This window comes from Elusimicrobiota bacterium, from assembly GCA_016722575.1.
GTDB lineage: Bacteria > Elusimicrobiota > Elusimicrobia > FEN-1173 > FEN-1173 > JADKIY01.
In genome coordinates, this window is the sequence record JADKIY010000006.1 from 1 (window position 1) to 14,784 (window position 14,784).

Below are 14,784 nucleotides of genomic sequence, written 5' to 3' on the forward strand. Positions count from 1 at the left end.
AAATTCAAAGGCACCCCGCGCGCGCCAGGACCGCCACGGCCAGGCCGTGGCATATAAACACGGCGGCCGGACAGCGTGGCCGCCGAAGGCGGCCAGGGCGGTTCCTCAGCGCGGCCGGTCTGTGGCCGCGGCCAACCGCAGCGTTTCCCTTCCGTTCCAACCCTAGCCGATTCAGCCGCTAGCAACCAGCCAAGGAGGGGCGGCCCGCCGCGCTTTTTGTGGCGGGCCGGCGACCGCCCCGGTCTCCGTTCCCACCGCAGCACCAAGCTTTGGTTTTCCCGGTCAGCGATTCAGCCGCAGCGTTCAGCTCCGTTCCGGCGGCGAAGCCGCTGGGGTTCTCTGCCGGCAGGTCCGATCAGCAGGCGCGGGAAGTAGTAGTCACCGCTATACCCGGTGGTGGTGCGTGTCCGCGACCGCGCGGTATTTCCGCATGGCGGAGCACAACTTTGTGCCCGAACGGATGAACGCCGAAGCGAGAGCCCGCAGACCGATAACGTGGTTGAAGAATCTCCGTCGAAAGCGAAGTCCACACCGATACTCTTTTTGGAATAGCGGACGGTCCCGATCCACTTCCGAACCAAAAGGACTTGCTCGATTCCAACCCCGCGCGCACACCTTTGAAGGTGCCCCCTCCCTACCTCCCTCCCCCAACGGGGGCGGGACAGCCGGAACCCCTCTCCCAACCTCTCCCCGACGGGGAAAGGGGGAAATACCCAGTCAAATACTGTAACCACTTTCGCGCCCGGAAACCAAAGGCCCGCCTAAGCGCTCTCCTCGGGCCGCCCTCCGGCCCTGCGGAAAAAATATAGCCCTATCCAATGGAGGAACAATGAAGCCAGATGAAGGCACAAAGACACGTTGCGCCATCTATACCCGCGTCTCGACCGACATGCAAGCGGAGGTGGAATACAACTCCTGCGAGGCCCAAGAGGACCGCATCCGGGCTTTCATGGCCAGTCAGGAAGGCTTTGAGGTCTTCAAGGTCTACTCGGATCCGGGATATCCGGGGCCATACAACCGGCCTGCTCTCCAGCAACTGGTCGGCGATGTCCGGGCGGGGGAAATCGACCTGGTTATCACTTACAAAATAGACCGCCTTACCCGGTCCCCCCGGGACTTTTACCAGTTGATTGAATTCCTTGAGGGCCACCAAGCCTCTTTCATTTCAGTCACAGAACGCTTCGACACGTCGACGCCTTCCGGCCGCCTCCTGCGCAACATCATGCTGACCTTCGCCCAATTCGAGCGCGAGTTGGCTTCCGAGCGCGTGAAGGATAAGGTCATACAACGTGTCCATCGCGGCCTTTATCATGGCGGCCACCCGCCCTTCGGATATAGGGCGGAAAACGGAGCTCTTGTTCTCGACCCGCCTCGAGACGTGGTGGTCAAACGCATCTTTGAAACCTATTCGGAGACCCGGTCTTTGCAGGCCGCTATGAAGTATCTGAAGAAGGAAAACATCTTATCTCGGAAAGGAAAGCCATTCTGCGACTCCGCCATCTGGTACACCCTTCAGAAGGAGGTCTACACCGGAAAGGTTGTCCACAAGGGAAAGGCCTACCCGGGCAACACGCTCCCATCATTTCAGAGGAACTTTTCCAGCACGTCCAGGCGCTAATCAAGCAAGGCCCTCGCTTCCATGTCGCCACTCATTCTCATCTGCCGTTTGCTGGGATTGTCCGATGCGGTGAATGCGATTCGACCATGTGCGTCACTTTCACCAACAAAGAGGGGAAATCTGGAAGAAGAAGGTATTACTACTATCGGTGCACGAAGGTGAACAACGAGGGAGGGGAACTTGCTCGACTCGCCAGATCAGCGCCGAGCGGCTGCACGAGTCGGTTTATAACAATCTCCTCCGCATTTCTATGGACACCGACTATTTAAGAAATCTAGTTTTTGCCCTCCAGAATCGTACCACTCACCCCAGGGCAGAAAAGGTCGAACTGCCACAAGATGTTTACAATCTGACGCCTGAAAAACTGCAAAAAAACCTAAATGCATTTATAAAAGCATGTGCGCGCAAAACCGGAATCGAGAAAGTCCTTTTGGTTCGGAAGTGGATCGGGACCGTCCGCTATTCCAAAAAGAGCATCGGTGTGGACTTCGCTGTCGACGGAGATTCGGCGGGACCGGTGGTCGGGGCGGTTTACTCGGGCCAGAGCGGCGGAGCCGCCCCCCAAAAGAAAGACCCCAACCGCACTACGCAGTTGGAGCCTGTCTTTGCCAAGAAAATGGCGGAGGGAGTGAGATTTGAACTCACGAGAAGCTTGCGCCTCTACCGCATTTCGAGTGCGGCGGATTCAACCGCTCTCCCATCCCTCCGTAAATTGTTAAAGCGGCGCTGAAAATCCAACCGACAGCCGCCGGACCGGAAATTCTTACGGGCTATTATACCCTGTGCCGCCCCGAAAAATCCCGACGCATTTCCCGCTGCAAATCCTTGCGTTTTTTGTCTTCCCGCTGGTCCGGCGCGGTTTTGCCCTTGGCCAGGCCCAATTTGACCTTGGCGAAGCCCGACTTGGAGAAATAGAGCTCCAGGGGCACAAGGGTGAGGCCTTTGATGGCCATCTTCCCGATCAAACGGCGAATCTCGTCCCGGTGAAGGAGGATTTTACGCTTTCGGGTGGGTTCCTGGGTGACGTGCAGGGAGCCCTGCTTGTAGGGGGAAATGTGCACGTTCCAAAGGAACACTTCGCCGTTTTCAACGCGGCCGAAGCCGTCCGATAAATTGACCTGGCCGGCGCGAAGGGATTTGACCTCCGGCCCGGTGAGGGCCAGCCCGCCGTCGTAGGTGTCCAGGATGGCGTATTTGTGATGGGCCCGGCGGTTTTCAGCGATTCGAGTCATAGGTTAACCAGATCCGGACGCTGCGCGGGACAGGACTTGAACCTGCACAGCCTTTCGGCCATAGGCTTCTGAGACCTACGTGTCTGCCAGTTCCACCACCCGCGCAGCGTCCGGACCATGGGTCTTAAAATTTTAATTCGATCGCGCCCACGCGTCACGCGGTGGGTAAGCCATCGAGACTGTACATCACCGGAGACTCTCAGGCAGTTCCACCACCCGCGCAGCGTCCGGACCATGGGTCTTAAAATGGGTCTTAATCGCGCCCACGTTTCATGGCGGTGGGTAAGCCATCGAGACTGTACATCACCGGAGACTCTCAGGCAGTTCCACCACCCGCGCAGCGTCCGGACCATGGGTCTTAAAATTTTCATTCGATCGCGCCCACGCGTCACGCGGTGGGTAAGCCATCGAGACTGTACATCACCGGAGACTCTCAGGCAGTTCCACCACCCGCGCAGCGTCCGGACCTTGGGTCTTAAATGAGTCTTCGTCGCGAACATCCCCGCGCGACGGCACGAAACCGATGCTATTCCGGCAACGACGCTTGGTCTTTGAGCCGGGACAGGGCGCTTTGGGCGTCGGCCAGATGGGGATCGGCCAACACGGCGGCCCGGTATTCGTTGGCGGCTTCGTCCAAACGGCCGCGCTTTTCAAAGGCTTGTCCCCGGCCCCAGAAGGCCCGGGCGTTGTGGGGCGACCATTTGAGCGCCCGGTTGAAGGCCCGAACGGCCCGTCGATTCCTGCCCTCGGCCAAATAGGCCCGGCCGACCCAGGTCCAGGCATCGGCCGATCGGGGCTCCGCGTGGGCCCACTCCAGGGATTTCAGCCGTGCGGCGACGGCGTGCCCCGCTGCCAAATCGGTTTCAATGGCGGCGGAACGCCCGAGGGGGGCCGAAATCGAGGAATTTTCCGCGGCGTCGGCCGCCGTTGAACCCGCCCACAGGGGAGCCGCCCCCAGGGCCATCAGGGCCAAGGGGAGGGTCAGACGCGTACGGCGGGACAGCGCGGCGATCTTCACGACGGAAACGGACTATACCATTAAGGTTCGAGGGGTGTCAAAACGAAACAGGCCGGGGCGGTTTCCCGCCCCGGCCTGTCGCGTTAAGAAAACCTTATTTCTTTTTGGAGCCTTTGGTTTTGGGGGCCGGTTTGGCGGCCGCTTCGGCTTTGGCTTTCAGGTCGGCCACCCGGGCCGTGACGGCTTTCAGGGACGAGTTCACGCGGGTGAAGTTGGCGGCCAGGAAATCCTCTTGGACCTTGGTCCAATCGGCTTCCAGGGCGCTTTGGGCGCTGGCCAATTCTTTGGCGACGGCGCCTTTGACTTTTTTGACCGTCGCGCCCAGGGCGGAAATTTCTTTTCCGATGGCGTCGATCCCGGCCTGCGCTTCGGCTTTGGCGGCGGCTTTTCCGGATTCCACGGCGGCCTGGGCGGCTTCGGCCTTGGCTTTCGCGTCCAGGGCGGAGGCCAGGGCGTTCTTATAATCTTTGGCTTCGACTTTGGTTTTGGCGTCGCTCAGGGCGTCTTTGGCGGCTTGGAAATTGTCGGTGGCGTATTCCAGGGCGCCCGCTTGTTCGGCGGAATTGACCGCGTTTTCGGCGTCGGTGATTTCAATGGTCGGCGGTTTCGCGCAGCCGAAGGCCAGGGCCAAAAGGACGGCGCTCAAAAATGTCGTTGCACGGGTGACGATTCGCATAACTTCCTCCTTGGGATTTGGAAAGGGGGGTAAAAGGACGAGTTGATTATCCGATTTTTTCAGCGGCGGATCAAGGCAGGACCTCGAAGGAAATGTGTCGCGGCGGGGGCGGCGGCTCCTGGCCGTCAAGGACGGCCGGCAAGGGCGGCAGGCCCGCGCTGATGAGGGTGCCTTCCGACAGGCGGAAGTTCTGGTTTAGGTAGGTGCGCACGGTTTCGGCCCGGGCCAGGGCCAGGGTTTCGCCCCGCACCACGCCGCCCACGAATTCTTCCTCGACGAACCCGTAGACGCGGACTTTCATCTCGGGGTGTCGGCGCAGGATGGCGCCGATGTTGTCCAACGCCTCGTAGGAGGTGGTCAGCATGATGGAATTGCCGGCTTCAAAGGTGACGGGCGGCGTTTGGCCGTCCTCGATTTGCTGGAGGACCCGGTTGATTTCGCCCTGCATTTGGAGGGCCTCGTCCACCTGCCCCGGCGCGGTGTCCAGGGGGGTTTCCAGGTCTTCCAGGGAGAGTTCCTCCTTGGGAATCAGGGGCACCCAGCCTTCGGGAAGATAGAACGAAACCAGGATGCCGCCGTCGGCGATTTTGGCCGCCTTGCCCGAAGGAGAGGCCTTGTCCACGTGGCGGAGGCTCAGTTCAAAGCTGACGGCGGCCAAATCGGCGAAATTCCATTGGGTGCCCACGCCCAGACCGGCGGTCAAGCCGTTGTTGATGCGCACGTTCGAGAAATAGTCCCGGCGGTTCCGGCTGATGCCGATCGTGGCGTTGGTGTAGGGCATCCAGGTGCGGGAATCGAAGAACCGCCGCTGGGCGACAAAAACGACGGATTGGAGGGTGACGGAGCGTTGCCCGTCGGCTTTCGATCGGAAGGAGTGGTTGGCGAACTGGCCGCCCAGGGTCCAGCGGTCGTTCACTTCGTGCCGCAGGCGCGCGCCGTAGGAAGACCCTGTTTCGTAGCCGTCGGTGATCTCGCTGGGGGAAAGAGGGACGGCGGTGAGGCCGAAGAGCCCGACGGAAATGGGGGAGCGGTCCTCGGCCCGGGCCGCGGTTCCGGCCCAAAGCGCCAGGAGGGAAATCCCCAGGGCCTTTCTCACCGAAGGCCCCGCCGCGCGAGGTCCAGGGCCACCCGGGCGGCTTCCAACGTCGGCGCGGGGTCGGCCCGTTCCTCGGCCCGGGGGCCGGCCGCCACGTCGAAAGCGGTGCCGTGCCCCGGCGAGGTCCGCACAAAAGGGAGGCCGACCGTGATGTTGACCAACCGCCGGCCGTCGAGGGTTTTTAAAGGGATCATGCCTTGATCGTGATAGAGGCTCGCCACAAAGTCGCTTTCGCCGGCCGCGTGCCGGGCCCAGGCCACGTCCGCGGGCCAGGGGCCCAGGATTCGTAGGCCTTTTTTCCGAAGGGCCGCGGCGGCGGGCGCCACGATTCGGATTTCCTCGTTGCCCAATAGGCCGCCGTCGCCCGCGTGGGGGTTCAACCCGCACAGAAGCCACCGGGGTCCGCCCCGAAGGCCCAGAAACGTTCGTCCCCAGGCGTCCACCCGGAGGACCGCGTCGATGATTTTTTTCGTCGTCAAAGCCGCCGGAACGTTTTTCAATGGGAGGTGACGGGTGATGAGCACCGTGCGTCGCCGGCCGGCGGCCATGACCATTTCCACCTTCTTGACGCCGCACAGGGCCGCCAGCATCTCGGTGTGCCCGGGGTGGGGCAGGCCGGCCAATCGAAAGGATTCCTTGGAGGCCGGGCCGGTCACCACGGCGGCCACGCGACCGGCCAGGGCCAATCCCACCGCGGCCCGAACGGAAAGGGCGGCGGATTCGCCGCCCACTCGCTGGGGTGCGCCACGGCGAAGGGTTCGAATCTCCGGATGGGGGACATGCAACACGTTGGCCACTCCGGGCCGGTCTAGATAATCGTCGATGGAGGGGAGGGGGTTGACCGTGAGGCCCCCCCGGGGAAGGAGGCGGTGAAGAATCCAAGCGTCCCCCACCAGCAGAGGACGGGACCGGCGCCGAAGGGCGGGGTCCAGGGCCGCCCGGGTGCCCACCAAGGGGCCGATGCCCGCCGGGTCGCCGAGCGTGATGGCCAAAAATGGCCGCGGCATCGGGATCAGTCGGCGGTGGGAAGCGTGATCTTGACCTGGGCGCCCTGGCGCATTTCGGTCACGTAGTCCTGAAGGGCTTTTTGCTGGCCGGCTCGGAACAAGTATTCCTTGATGTCGTCTTCGGCGTCTTCAAATCGAAGCTTGGAGGCCGCCTTTTTTTCCTCCACCTGGATCAAGTGGAGCCCGAAGGGGGATTCCACCACGTCCGACACCTGCCCCACGCCCAGGGCGAAGGCGGCTTTTTCAAAGGGCGGAACCATTTGCCCCCGGGTGAAAAAGCCCAGGTCGCCGCCGTTGGCCGCGGAACCTTTGTCAACGGAGTTCTTCGTGGCGAGGTCCGCGAAATCGGCCCCTTTTTTGATTTGGTTTTTAAGGTCCAAAATCTTTTTCCGGGCGGCCGATTTCTGCTCCAGGGTGGCGGTGGCCCATCCCGTCGGGGCGCCGTTCTCGCTGGGGACGCTGATCAAGATGTGCCGGGCCCGCACGCGCTCGCCGGTTTGCTGGGTGTAGAACTTGGCCATGGAGTCCAGGTCTTTTTCGTCTTCGCCCGCCAGACCGGGCACGGGTTTCCCCTGGAGCTTCAGTTGAATTCGATCGAAGAGCTTTTTGGCCTCCTCCTCCGTGGGGGGCTTGGCCCGGGCGCGCACGGCCTCCTTGGACAGCTCCATGACGGAAAGCTGGTCGCGGATCCGATCTTCAAATTTTTTCTGGTCGATGCCCTCTTTGGCCAGCTCGGCGGCGAAGGTGGCGTTGGCTTCCTTGACGGCGGCGGGATTGCTCTTTTCCAACTCTTTGAGGGCGGCGGGGAAATCCAGGGCGCTTTCGTTGGCTTCGGCGCCCAGGGCGGCGTATTGCCGGCGCAGAATTCCTTGGAGTTCCTTTTGGGCTCTCTCGGGCAGAAACCGGGCCCGGACCTGGGCGACGCCGTTTTCAAATTCCCGTTGATTGACCCGCACCTTGTTTTTCTTCGCCTCCTGGAGGAGGACGCGGTCCGCGATCATTTGGTCCAACAGCTTCTCCCGGTTGTTTTTTTTCCAGGCGTCGTCCAACTTGTCGGCGGGCATGCCTTCTTTCGCCTGCTCCAGGAGGGAGGCCCAGTTCTTTTCGTATTCGGACAACAAAATGGCTTCGCCGTTGACCGTGGCGATGGGGCGGTTGGTGAGTTTGGCCGCGAAGGCCAAGCCGGTCAGGCCGATCAGCGTGAAAAGGCAGAGGGACAAACGTTTCAAGGGAAAACCTCCTCGGGAGTGATGCTTCAACTATATCATTTTGGATCGGGGGCCCGTTTTTAAGGCCGGGCCGACTTCGTGGACACCACCAGATCGTCCAAGGCGTCGTCGTTCACCGACACCGCGTAGAGCGCCCGGGTGCGGTCGAACCATTGCTGAAACTTTTGGCTTTCCAGGGCGGCGCGAATCCGCTTTTTGGCGGCGTCGTCCAGGGGCCCGGCGGACAATTTCCGGTCGCCGATCCGTTTAATGAGGTGGAAACCGTAGGGGGAGGCGACGGGGTCCGAGACCTCGCCGGCTTTCATTTGAAAAAGGGCGTTTTCAAATTCGGGCACCAGGGAGCCCCGGATCAGATATCCCAGGTCCCCGTCCTTTTGACCCGTGCCGGGGTCTTCGGACCGGGCGCGGGCCAAATCCTCGAATTTTTCCCCCGCGGCGATTTTTTTTCTCAATTCGGCCGCCAGAATTCGGTCGCTCACCAAAATGTGGCTGGCGCGCACTTCGCTTTCCGCGTCCCAAAACCGGCGGACGTCGTCGTCGGTGACCGACAACCGGGAATTTTTCAACCCGTCCATGTAATGGGAGACCCAGAGGCGTTCCCGTTCCTCCAGGTATTTTTGGCGCAAACGCGCCCGGCTCTGCCGGTAGCTTTCCTCCAGTTCCGCCAGGCGTTCGCGGAGGGCCGGCCCCGGCGTCGGGTTTTCCTGGGCGGCCTGGAGGATGATTTTCCGGCGAATCAAAAGGTCCAACAGTTCCCGCCGACCGGCCGGGGAGCCCAAATAGGCCCGGCTGGAAAAGGGAACGCCGTTCACCTCCTCCTGAAAGGAGGACGCCCGGACCGCCTGGGTTCCGACCCGGGCCAAAACCGGGTCCTTCTTTTGGCAGGCCGTTCCGGCGATCATTACGGCGGCCGCGAAGAAAAACGGAGGCTTTCGCATTTCGGCAAACTAACTTTTTTGCCCCGCGGTGTCCAGGGAAAGTTGGTCGAGGAACGCCGTGGACCAATCCACCAAATCCGGCGGAAGGGGCGCTTCGAACCGCATGCCCGGCGGGGTGTCCCGGGTGGGGGGCAAAAAGCGGAACCGGTCCCCGTGGGCCGACACCAACCGGCTTAAATTCGCCGCGGCCAGGGTCGTTCCTTCCTTGAACCGGAATTCCAGCCCGTCGTTCACCAGGCCGATGTGCACCACGTTTTTGGCCTGGGCGTTTTGCCGCAGGCGGGTGACGGCGAAAAGCCGGTCGGCTTCGGGGGGCAATCGGCCGCAGCGGTCTTCCAGCTCCGCCCGCAGGCCTTCCAAGTCCCCGGGCCGGGCGTCCAGCAGGCGTTTGTAAAAAACCACGCGATCCGCTTCGGAGGGGAGCACTTCCGCCGAGAGATAGGCCGACACGGGCAACTCCAAGGCGGTTTCCACGGCCCCGTCCTTGGACGGACCGCCGCCGTGTTTTTGCCGGTCGATCTCCTCCGACAGCAGTTGCCCGTAGAGGTCGACGCCGATGGCGTTTAAGTGCCCGCTCTGCTCGGCCCCCAGCAAATTGCCGGCCCCCCGGATTTCCAAATCCCGCATGGCCAGGCGGAAGCCCGCCCCCAGGGAGGCGAATTCTTTCAAGGCCGACAACCTCTTTTGGGCGTCCTCGGTCAGGGTGGCCTCGGAGGAGTAGAACAGGTAGCAGTAGGCCCGTTGGCGTTCCCGGCCCACCCGGCCCCGCAGTTGGTAGAGCTGGGCCAGCCCGAAATCCTCGGCTTCTTCGACGATCAGGGTGTTGACCGTCGGGATGTCCAAGCCGGACTCGATGATGCTGGTGGCCAGCAGGATGTCGAATTTCCGGTGCAGGAAATCCCACATGACTTTTTCCAGGGCCGGGCCCGTCATTTGCCCATGGGCGATGACGATTTTGGCCGGGAGCCCGTGCTCCGAGAGCGTCTTCTCCAGCCATTCCCGGCGTTTTTCGATGGACCCCACCCGGTTGTGGACGTAATACACTTGCCCGCCCCGGCGCAGTTCCTGCTCCACGGCGGGAAGGACCACCTCCCGGTTGAAGGGCCCCACGTGGGTTTGAATGGGCAGGCGGCCCTCGGGCGGCGTCTCGATCACCGACAGGGCCTTGAGACCCCCCAAGGCCGACCCCATGGTCCGGGGAATCGGCGTGGCCGAGAGCGCCAGCACGTCCACCACGTCCCGGAAGGCCAGGAAGCGTTCCTTCTGTTTCACGCCGAAGCGGTGTTCCTCGTCGATGATGAGGAGTCCGAGATCTTTGAAGACCACCTCGGGCGACAGGAGCGCGTGGGTGCCCACGATGATGTCGATCACCCCCCGCCGCACGTCCTGGATCACGCGCTTGCGGTCCGCCGGGGCGGAAAAACGGGAAAGCACCGCGACGCTCACCGGGTAGTCGGCGAAGCGGTCGCGGAAGTTCCGCCCGTGCTGTTCCGCCAAAATGGTGGTCGGGACCAGGAGCGCCACCTGTTTTCCAGCGGAGACGGCTTTCAAGGCCGCGCGCATGGCCACTTCCGTTTTCCCGTAGCCCACGTCGCCGCAGACCAGCCGGTCCATGGGGGTGGGCCGCATCATGTCGCGCTTGGTTTCCTCGATGGCCCGGGCCTGGTCGGGGGTGAGCTCGTACATAAAGGACGCCGCGAATTCCTTTTCCATATGGCTGTCGGGGGGGAAAGCGTAACCGGGTTGGGAGGTGCGGGCCGCCGCCCGGGCCAGCAAGTCCTTGGCCAGTTGGGCCACGGCTTCTTCCACCTCGGCTTTGGTGCGGTCCCAGGTGGCCGTGTCCAGGGAAGAGAGCTTGGGCCGCTTGCCCTCCACCCCGACGTATTTCTTGACCTGGCGGAATTCAAAGAGGGGCACGAACACCCGGTCGCCGCCTCGGTACTCCAAGCGCAGGTAATCCATCTCCACCCCGCCGGCGTTCTTCCGTTCCAAGCCCACGTAGCGGCCGATGCCGAACTCCCCGTGAACCACGTAGTCGTCTTTTTTAAGCTCCGCGATCTGGCCCAGGGAGGCCCCGCCCACAAATTTGGGCAGTCGCAATCGCCGCCGGGTCCGGCCGAAAATTTCCCCGTTGGATAGGATCGCCCGCTTTTCGGCCGGGTCCAGAAATCCGTGGACCAGGTTTCCCAGGGGCAGGTCGACGCGGCGGGTTTCAAAGGCCTCGGCCAGGGCGCGGTTTTGCTCCAACAGCAGTTCCTCCACCCGCTCCTGTTCGCCGGCGTTGTGGCAAAAGATCAAAACGCGCCACCCGTCGGCGAGCCACGTCCCGACGGTTTGGGCCAACAGGTCGGTCCGGCCGGCGAAGGGGGGGACGGGTTCGAACCCGGGGGCGGTGGAGGTCGATCCCAGGGGCGCGTGAACGACGCGCCGTCCGGAGCGGGCGGGGGAGGCGCCCGGCGGCAGACGGGATTCAAAGAGCGTTCCGTCTTTCAGGTAATCCAGCAGGGTGTGCCCCTCGTCTTTGATCCGCGCCGGCCGCACCCACTCTTCCAGAATTTCGTCGGTGGACCGCTGGGTGTTGAGGTCGATTTTCCGGAGGGATTCGATTTGGTCGAAGGGCCACAGGAGCCGCAGGGGCCCCTCCCACCCGGGGGACCAGAGATCCATCACTTCGCCCCGCACCGCCACCTCGCCGATTTTTTCAACGGTGTCCACGCGTTCGTAGCCCTGGTCCATCAGCTTGCCGAAAAATTCGTCCCGGTTGGTCCGGTCCCCGAGGGACACTTTTTGATGGGCTTCGACGAAGGTCGCGGGCGCGGGCAGGGAGACGGCCAGGCCCTCCCGGGAAGCGATTAACAGGGTCGCGGCGGCGTCGGGGCCGGACCACGCCGACAAGGCGGCCAGCCGTTCCTCTTCCTCCTCGGAAAAAAGGCGCGCCGCCGAGGGGGCCTCCGGGGATTTCCAGCGGGCCAGGGCCCCGTGGTCGTCAAAGAGGTTTTGCGCCGCCTCGTCCGTGGCGCAGACGACGAGCGTCCGGCCGAGGTCCGGGGCGCGGGTCAAGAGCCACCAGGCTTCGGAACCACCGGGGAGAGGGGGGGTATTTTCGGTCAACGTTTTTTCCATGATCGACGTAATTTTATTCTCATTTTTCCTTCCCCCCTTGAGGGGGAAGGTAAGGATGGGGGTGTTGTTGAGTTCTCTTTTTTTAAAAAAAGTCGCGGGGCTCCGCGCCCCGCACCCCGCCAGGGCCATTTTTGGCGCGCAAAAAAGGCCCTGGATAAAAACGCGCCCCGGTCGGCCTGCGCGCCGTTTTGGCCGGTGGCCCTCAGGGGCCAAGGGCCGGCCCGCCTTTGATACGTCGGTGCTGTCCCACTCGGAACTAGTCGGGCGCGGTCCCTGTCGGCTGCCGCCCACGCCTCAAAGGCCCATCGGCGGCACAACGGGCCACGCCGCTGCGGCCAAAACGTCGTGCTCGAATCGCCTTATGGGGACCCAGAGGCTACAGCATAGGCATAACCAAAATCCAAAGGAAGTGATCCTCTGATTTTGCCTATGCCAATGTAGCTGAAATCCCCCTTGAGGCGTTTTGAGCACGCTTTTTTGAAGATCGCGGGCCCGGGCCTGTCCCGTCCGACTATGAAATCCGAAGTCGGGACTGCACCGAATAACGAGACCGTCGGACGGTGCTGTTTGATCCGGCCCGTGGGACTTAGAGGGCCGGGAGGTGGCAATCCAGTCCCCGGTCATAAAAGTCTGGATAGTGCCGACCACCGTTTTGATCCGGTCGGCGCCGGGCTCCTTCAAAAAAGCGCGCGGAAGCCGCCGGGGGCGGTTTTCTTTTGCCTACTTTTCTTTGGGCGGCCAAAGAAAAGTAGGTTGCCGCCGGTCGGTCGCAGAGCTCCCGACACCGGGGGCACCAGAGGTGCTGATGCGGGCAACCCCCGGCGACGCTGCCGTGGCTTTAAGTAAAAAAGAAAGAAGATTTATTTTCCGAAGCGCTTTTTGAAAAACTTTTTCCGGGGGGCGCCGCCCCCCGCCGGAGCGTCGAAGCCGGGGCGGGTGGGGCCGAATTTTTTGTTGCCGAACTTTTTCCGGCCGAATTTCTTTCCGTCGTATTTGCCGCCCCCGAATTTTTTCTTGGGCGGGGCGGCTTCGAAGCGGGGGCGCTCCTCGGCCGCCGGCGCGGTTTTGACCGGCAGGGGCGGCAGGGCGGTTTCGAAAAGGGAAACGCTCTCGATGTGGGAGGTCTGGGGGAAGAGGTCCACGGGGACGGAGCGCTTCAGCAGATAGCCGCCTGTCGACAAATAGCGCGCGTCCCGGGCCAGGGTGGCCGGGTCGCAGGAGACGTAGACGATGCGCCGGGGCCGCCGGGCCATGACGGCCTTGAGCACCCGGGTGTCGCAGCCGGCCCGGGGCGGGTCCAAAATCACGGCCGCGGGGTTTTCCCGCAGGCCGGCCACCACCTGTTCGCAGGGGCCGATGCGGAAATGGATGTTGTCCAGTCCGTTCCACCGGGCGCTTTCGATGCCGTCCCGGACCGCGTGGGGGTTTTCCTCCACCGCGACGACGGTTTTGGCCTTGCGGGCCATCAGAAGGCCCATGGCGCCGATCCCGGCGTAGAGCTCCCAAACAACGTCTTCCGCCGTCGGGGCCGCCATTTCAACCGCCAGGGTGTAGAGCCGTTCCGCCATGGCGTGGTGCACCTGGAAAAAAGCTCCCGGCGACAACCGCAGGCGCAGGCCCAGGAGCGCCTCTTCCAAATAGGGTTTTCCGCCCAGGTGGTTCCAGCGGCCCGAGAGCACGGCGTTCCCCGGCCGGGTGTTGATGTTTTGGTAGAGGCTGGTCAGGCCCAGGTGCGGGTCCCGCAGGATGTCCACCAGGTCCCTCGGCACGGGGTCCGATTGGGTGACCAGGGCCAGGAGGGCTTCCCCGGTGGCCGTGGTTCGCACGAGCAGATGCCGCAGCCAGCCTTCGCCCGTCGATGGGTTAAAGACCGACACCCGGTGGTGGCGAAAGTAATCCCGGACTTTTTTGAACAGCCGGACGGACAGCTCCGATTGCACGAGGCAGTCGTCGAAGGGGACCACGGTGTGGGACCCCGGCGCGTAGAACCCGCCGGTGACTTTACCGTCGGGGCCGAGCGCGAAGGGGATTTGCACTTTGTTCCGGTAGCGCCAGGGGCCTTCGGCCCCGGCCACGCCGATCGTTTCCTCAACGGGCGGGTGGGCGATGCGGGCCAGCCGTTGAAAGGATTCCACCAACAGCTTCCGCTTGGCGGCGGTTTGCTTTTCGTACGCCAGGTGTTGCCAGTCGCACCCGCCGCAGGCGGTGGAGGGGGTTTGCCCCGGTTTGTAGAAAATCGGGCATCGGGGCTCCGTCCGGTCCGGCGACGGCGCGACGAGCTGCGAAATCCAGGCCCGGGAAAAGGTTTTTTGTTTTTCCTCCCGTCCCACCACCACCCGGTCGCCCGGCGCGCCGAAGGGAACGAAAACGACTTCGGGGGTCGGGGCGCCGGGGGTCGGACGGCGCCCGACGGCGTCGCCGCCCAGGGCGAGGCGGTCCAGGGTCAATTCGGAGGGGGAGGTCATGGGGCCGGTGCGCCGGGGTTAGAGGAGCTTTAAAAGGGCGTCGCGGCCGGTGACGCCGGGGGCGATGCCCAGGGTTTGGCCCGCGGCGCTCACGTCGGTCACGGGTTTGGCCAGCAGATCGTCGACGGTTTTTACGCCCCGCACCACGGCCGCCGCCGTGTTGAATTTGTCCGCGGATTTCACGTCCAGGTAACCGCACATCACAAAGCCCTTGGGGGCCTGCACCAACACCAGGGGCGCTCCGGGCAGGTCGATTTCGTAGCCGGTCACCACCTGTCCTTGAATCGAAATCTCGCGGGTTTTCATGGGTCCTTTGTGTTACATCTAATTTACATTAAATTAATCGCCTGTTTCGTCATCGCCATTATACTAAAGACGTCCC

The 14,784-nt window shown here is 62.9% G+C and carries 12 protein-coding genes and 2 tRNA genes; 2 read left to right on the top strand and 12 right to left on the bottom strand.

The genetic code is table 11. The annotated features are described in order from the left end of the window. Positions 1–829 precede the first annotated feature (829 nt). Together IPP68_09950 and IPP68_09955 are read left to right on the top strand one after the other, a co-directional pair. A complete protein-coding gene (locus IPP68_09950; GenBank protein ID MBL0350677.1) occupies positions 830–1,618 on the top strand; it encodes a recombinase family protein in 789 nt (262 codons plus the stop codon). An 86-nt stretch (positions 1,619–1,704) separates the two neighbouring features. Next, a complete protein-coding gene (locus IPP68_09955; GenBank protein MBL0350678.1) occupies positions 1,705–1,887 on the top strand; it encodes a hypothetical protein in 183 nt (60 codons plus the stop codon). 348 nt (positions 1,888–2,235) lie between these two features. Here the strand turns inward: IPP68_09955 and IPP68_09960 are convergent. The 12 genes from IPP68_09960 to IPP68_10015 all read right to left on the bottom strand — a co-directional run bounded on the left by IPP68_09960 (position 2,236) and on the right by IPP68_10015 (position 14,708). After that, a tRNA-Ser gene (locus IPP68_09960) sits at positions 2,236–2,325 on the bottom strand. 66 nt (positions 2,326–2,391) lie between these two features. Next, positions 2,392–2,850, bottom strand: coding sequence for an SsrA-binding protein SmpB (smpB, locus tag IPP68_09965; protein ID MBL0350679.1), 459 nt, complete (start codon positions 2,848–2,850; stop codon positions 2,392–2,394). A gap of 21 nt (positions 2,851–2,871) precedes the next feature. Continuing rightward, positions 2,872–2,955: transfer RNA gene (locus IPP68_09970), tRNA-Leu, on the bottom strand. A gap of 421 nt (positions 2,956–3,376) precedes the next feature. Next, on the bottom strand, positions 3,377–3,868 hold the full coding sequence (locus IPP68_09975; GenBank protein MBL0350680.1) for a tetratricopeptide repeat protein: 492 nt from the start codon (positions 3,866–3,868) through the stop codon (positions 3,377–3,379). A gap of 94 nt (positions 3,869–3,962) precedes the next feature. Next, positions 3,963–4,544, bottom strand: a complete 582-nt coding sequence (locus tag IPP68_09980) for a DUF4398 domain-containing protein (GenBank protein MBL0350681.1) — start codon at positions 4,542–4,544, stop codon at positions 3,963–3,965. 70 nt (positions 4,545–4,614) lie between these two features. After that, positions 4,615–5,640: an outer membrane beta-barrel protein gene (locus IPP68_09985; protein MBL0350682.1), complete on the bottom strand. Its 1,026-nt coding sequence runs from the start codon at positions 5,638–5,640 to the stop codon at positions 4,615–4,617. Then, entirely contained in the window at positions 5,637–6,647 is a 1,011-nt protein-coding gene (locus tag IPP68_09990) for a 4-hydroxythreonine-4-phosphate dehydrogenase PdxA (GenBank protein MBL0350683.1), read from the bottom strand. Before IPP68_09990 ends, IPP68_09985 begins: the two co-directional genes overlap by 4 nt. 5 nt (positions 6,648–6,652) lie before the next feature. Continuing rightward, positions 6,653–7,876 carry a peptidylprolyl isomerase gene (locus IPP68_09995; GenBank protein MBL0350684.1) on the bottom strand — a complete coding sequence of 408 codons (1,224 nt, stop codon included), beginning with the start codon at positions 7,874–7,876 and terminating at the stop codon, positions 6,653–6,655. 59 nt (positions 7,877–7,935) lie between these two features. Further along, entirely contained in the window at positions 7,936–8,814 is an 879-nt protein-coding gene (locus tag IPP68_10000) for a peptidylprolyl isomerase (GenBank protein ID MBL0350685.1), read from the bottom strand. A 9-nt stretch (positions 8,815–8,823) separates the two neighbouring features. After that, the gene (gene mfd, locus IPP68_10005; protein ID MBL0350686.1) at positions 8,824–11,937 is read right to left on the bottom strand and encodes a transcription-repair coupling factor; all 3,114 of its coding nucleotides are present in this window, start codon (positions 11,935–11,937) and stop codon (positions 8,824–8,826) included. Between the two features lie 860 nt (positions 11,938–12,797). Beyond that, positions 12,798–14,402 (bottom strand): 23S rRNA (uracil(1939)-C(5))-methyltransferase RlmD, encoded by a 1,605-nt coding sequence (rlmD, locus tag IPP68_10010; GenBank protein ID MBL0350687.1) that lies wholly within the window; start codon positions 14,400–14,402, stop codon positions 12,798–12,800. An 18-nt stretch (positions 14,403–14,420) separates the two neighbouring features. Next, positions 14,421–14,708 (bottom strand): DUF1805 domain-containing protein, encoded by a 288-nt coding sequence (locus IPP68_10015; protein ID MBL0350688.1) that lies wholly within the window; start codon positions 14,706–14,708, stop codon positions 14,421–14,423. Between the last annotated feature and the right edge of the window lie 76 nt (positions 14,709–14,784).

Coding starts and splice junctions, on each gene's coding strand:
- IPP68_09955 (MBL0350678.1), top strand. CDS start 1,705: ATGTGCGTCACTTTCACCAACAAAGAGGGGAAATCTGGAAGAAGAAGG.
- IPP68_09990 (MBL0350683.1), bottom strand. CDS start 6,647: ATGCCGCGGCCATTTTTGGCCATCACGCTCGGCGACCCGGCGGGCATC.
- IPP68_10015 (MBL0350688.1), bottom strand. CDS start 14,708: ATGAAAACCCGCGAGATTTCGATTCAAGGACAGGTGGTGACCGGCTAC.
- smpB (MBL0350679.1), bottom strand. CDS start 2,850: ATGACTCGAATCGCTGAAAACCGCCGGGCCCATCACAAATACGCCATC.
- mfd (MBL0350686.1), bottom strand. CDS start 11,937: ATGGAAAAAACGTTGACCGAAAATACCCCCCCTCTCCCCGGTGGTTCC.
- IPP68_09950 (MBL0350677.1), top strand. CDS start 830: ATGAAGCCAGATGAAGGCACAAAGACACGTTGCGCCATCTATACCCGC.
- rlmD (MBL0350687.1), bottom strand. CDS start 14,402: ATGACCTCCCCCTCCGAATTGACCCTGGACCGCCTCGCCCTGGGCGGC.
- IPP68_09980 (MBL0350681.1), bottom strand. CDS start 4,544: ATGCGAATCGTCACCCGTGCAACGACATTTTTGAGCGCCGTCCTTTTG.
- IPP68_10000 (MBL0350685.1), bottom strand. CDS start 8,814: ATGCGAAAGCCTCCGTTTTTCTTCGCGGCCGCCGTAATGATCGCCGGA.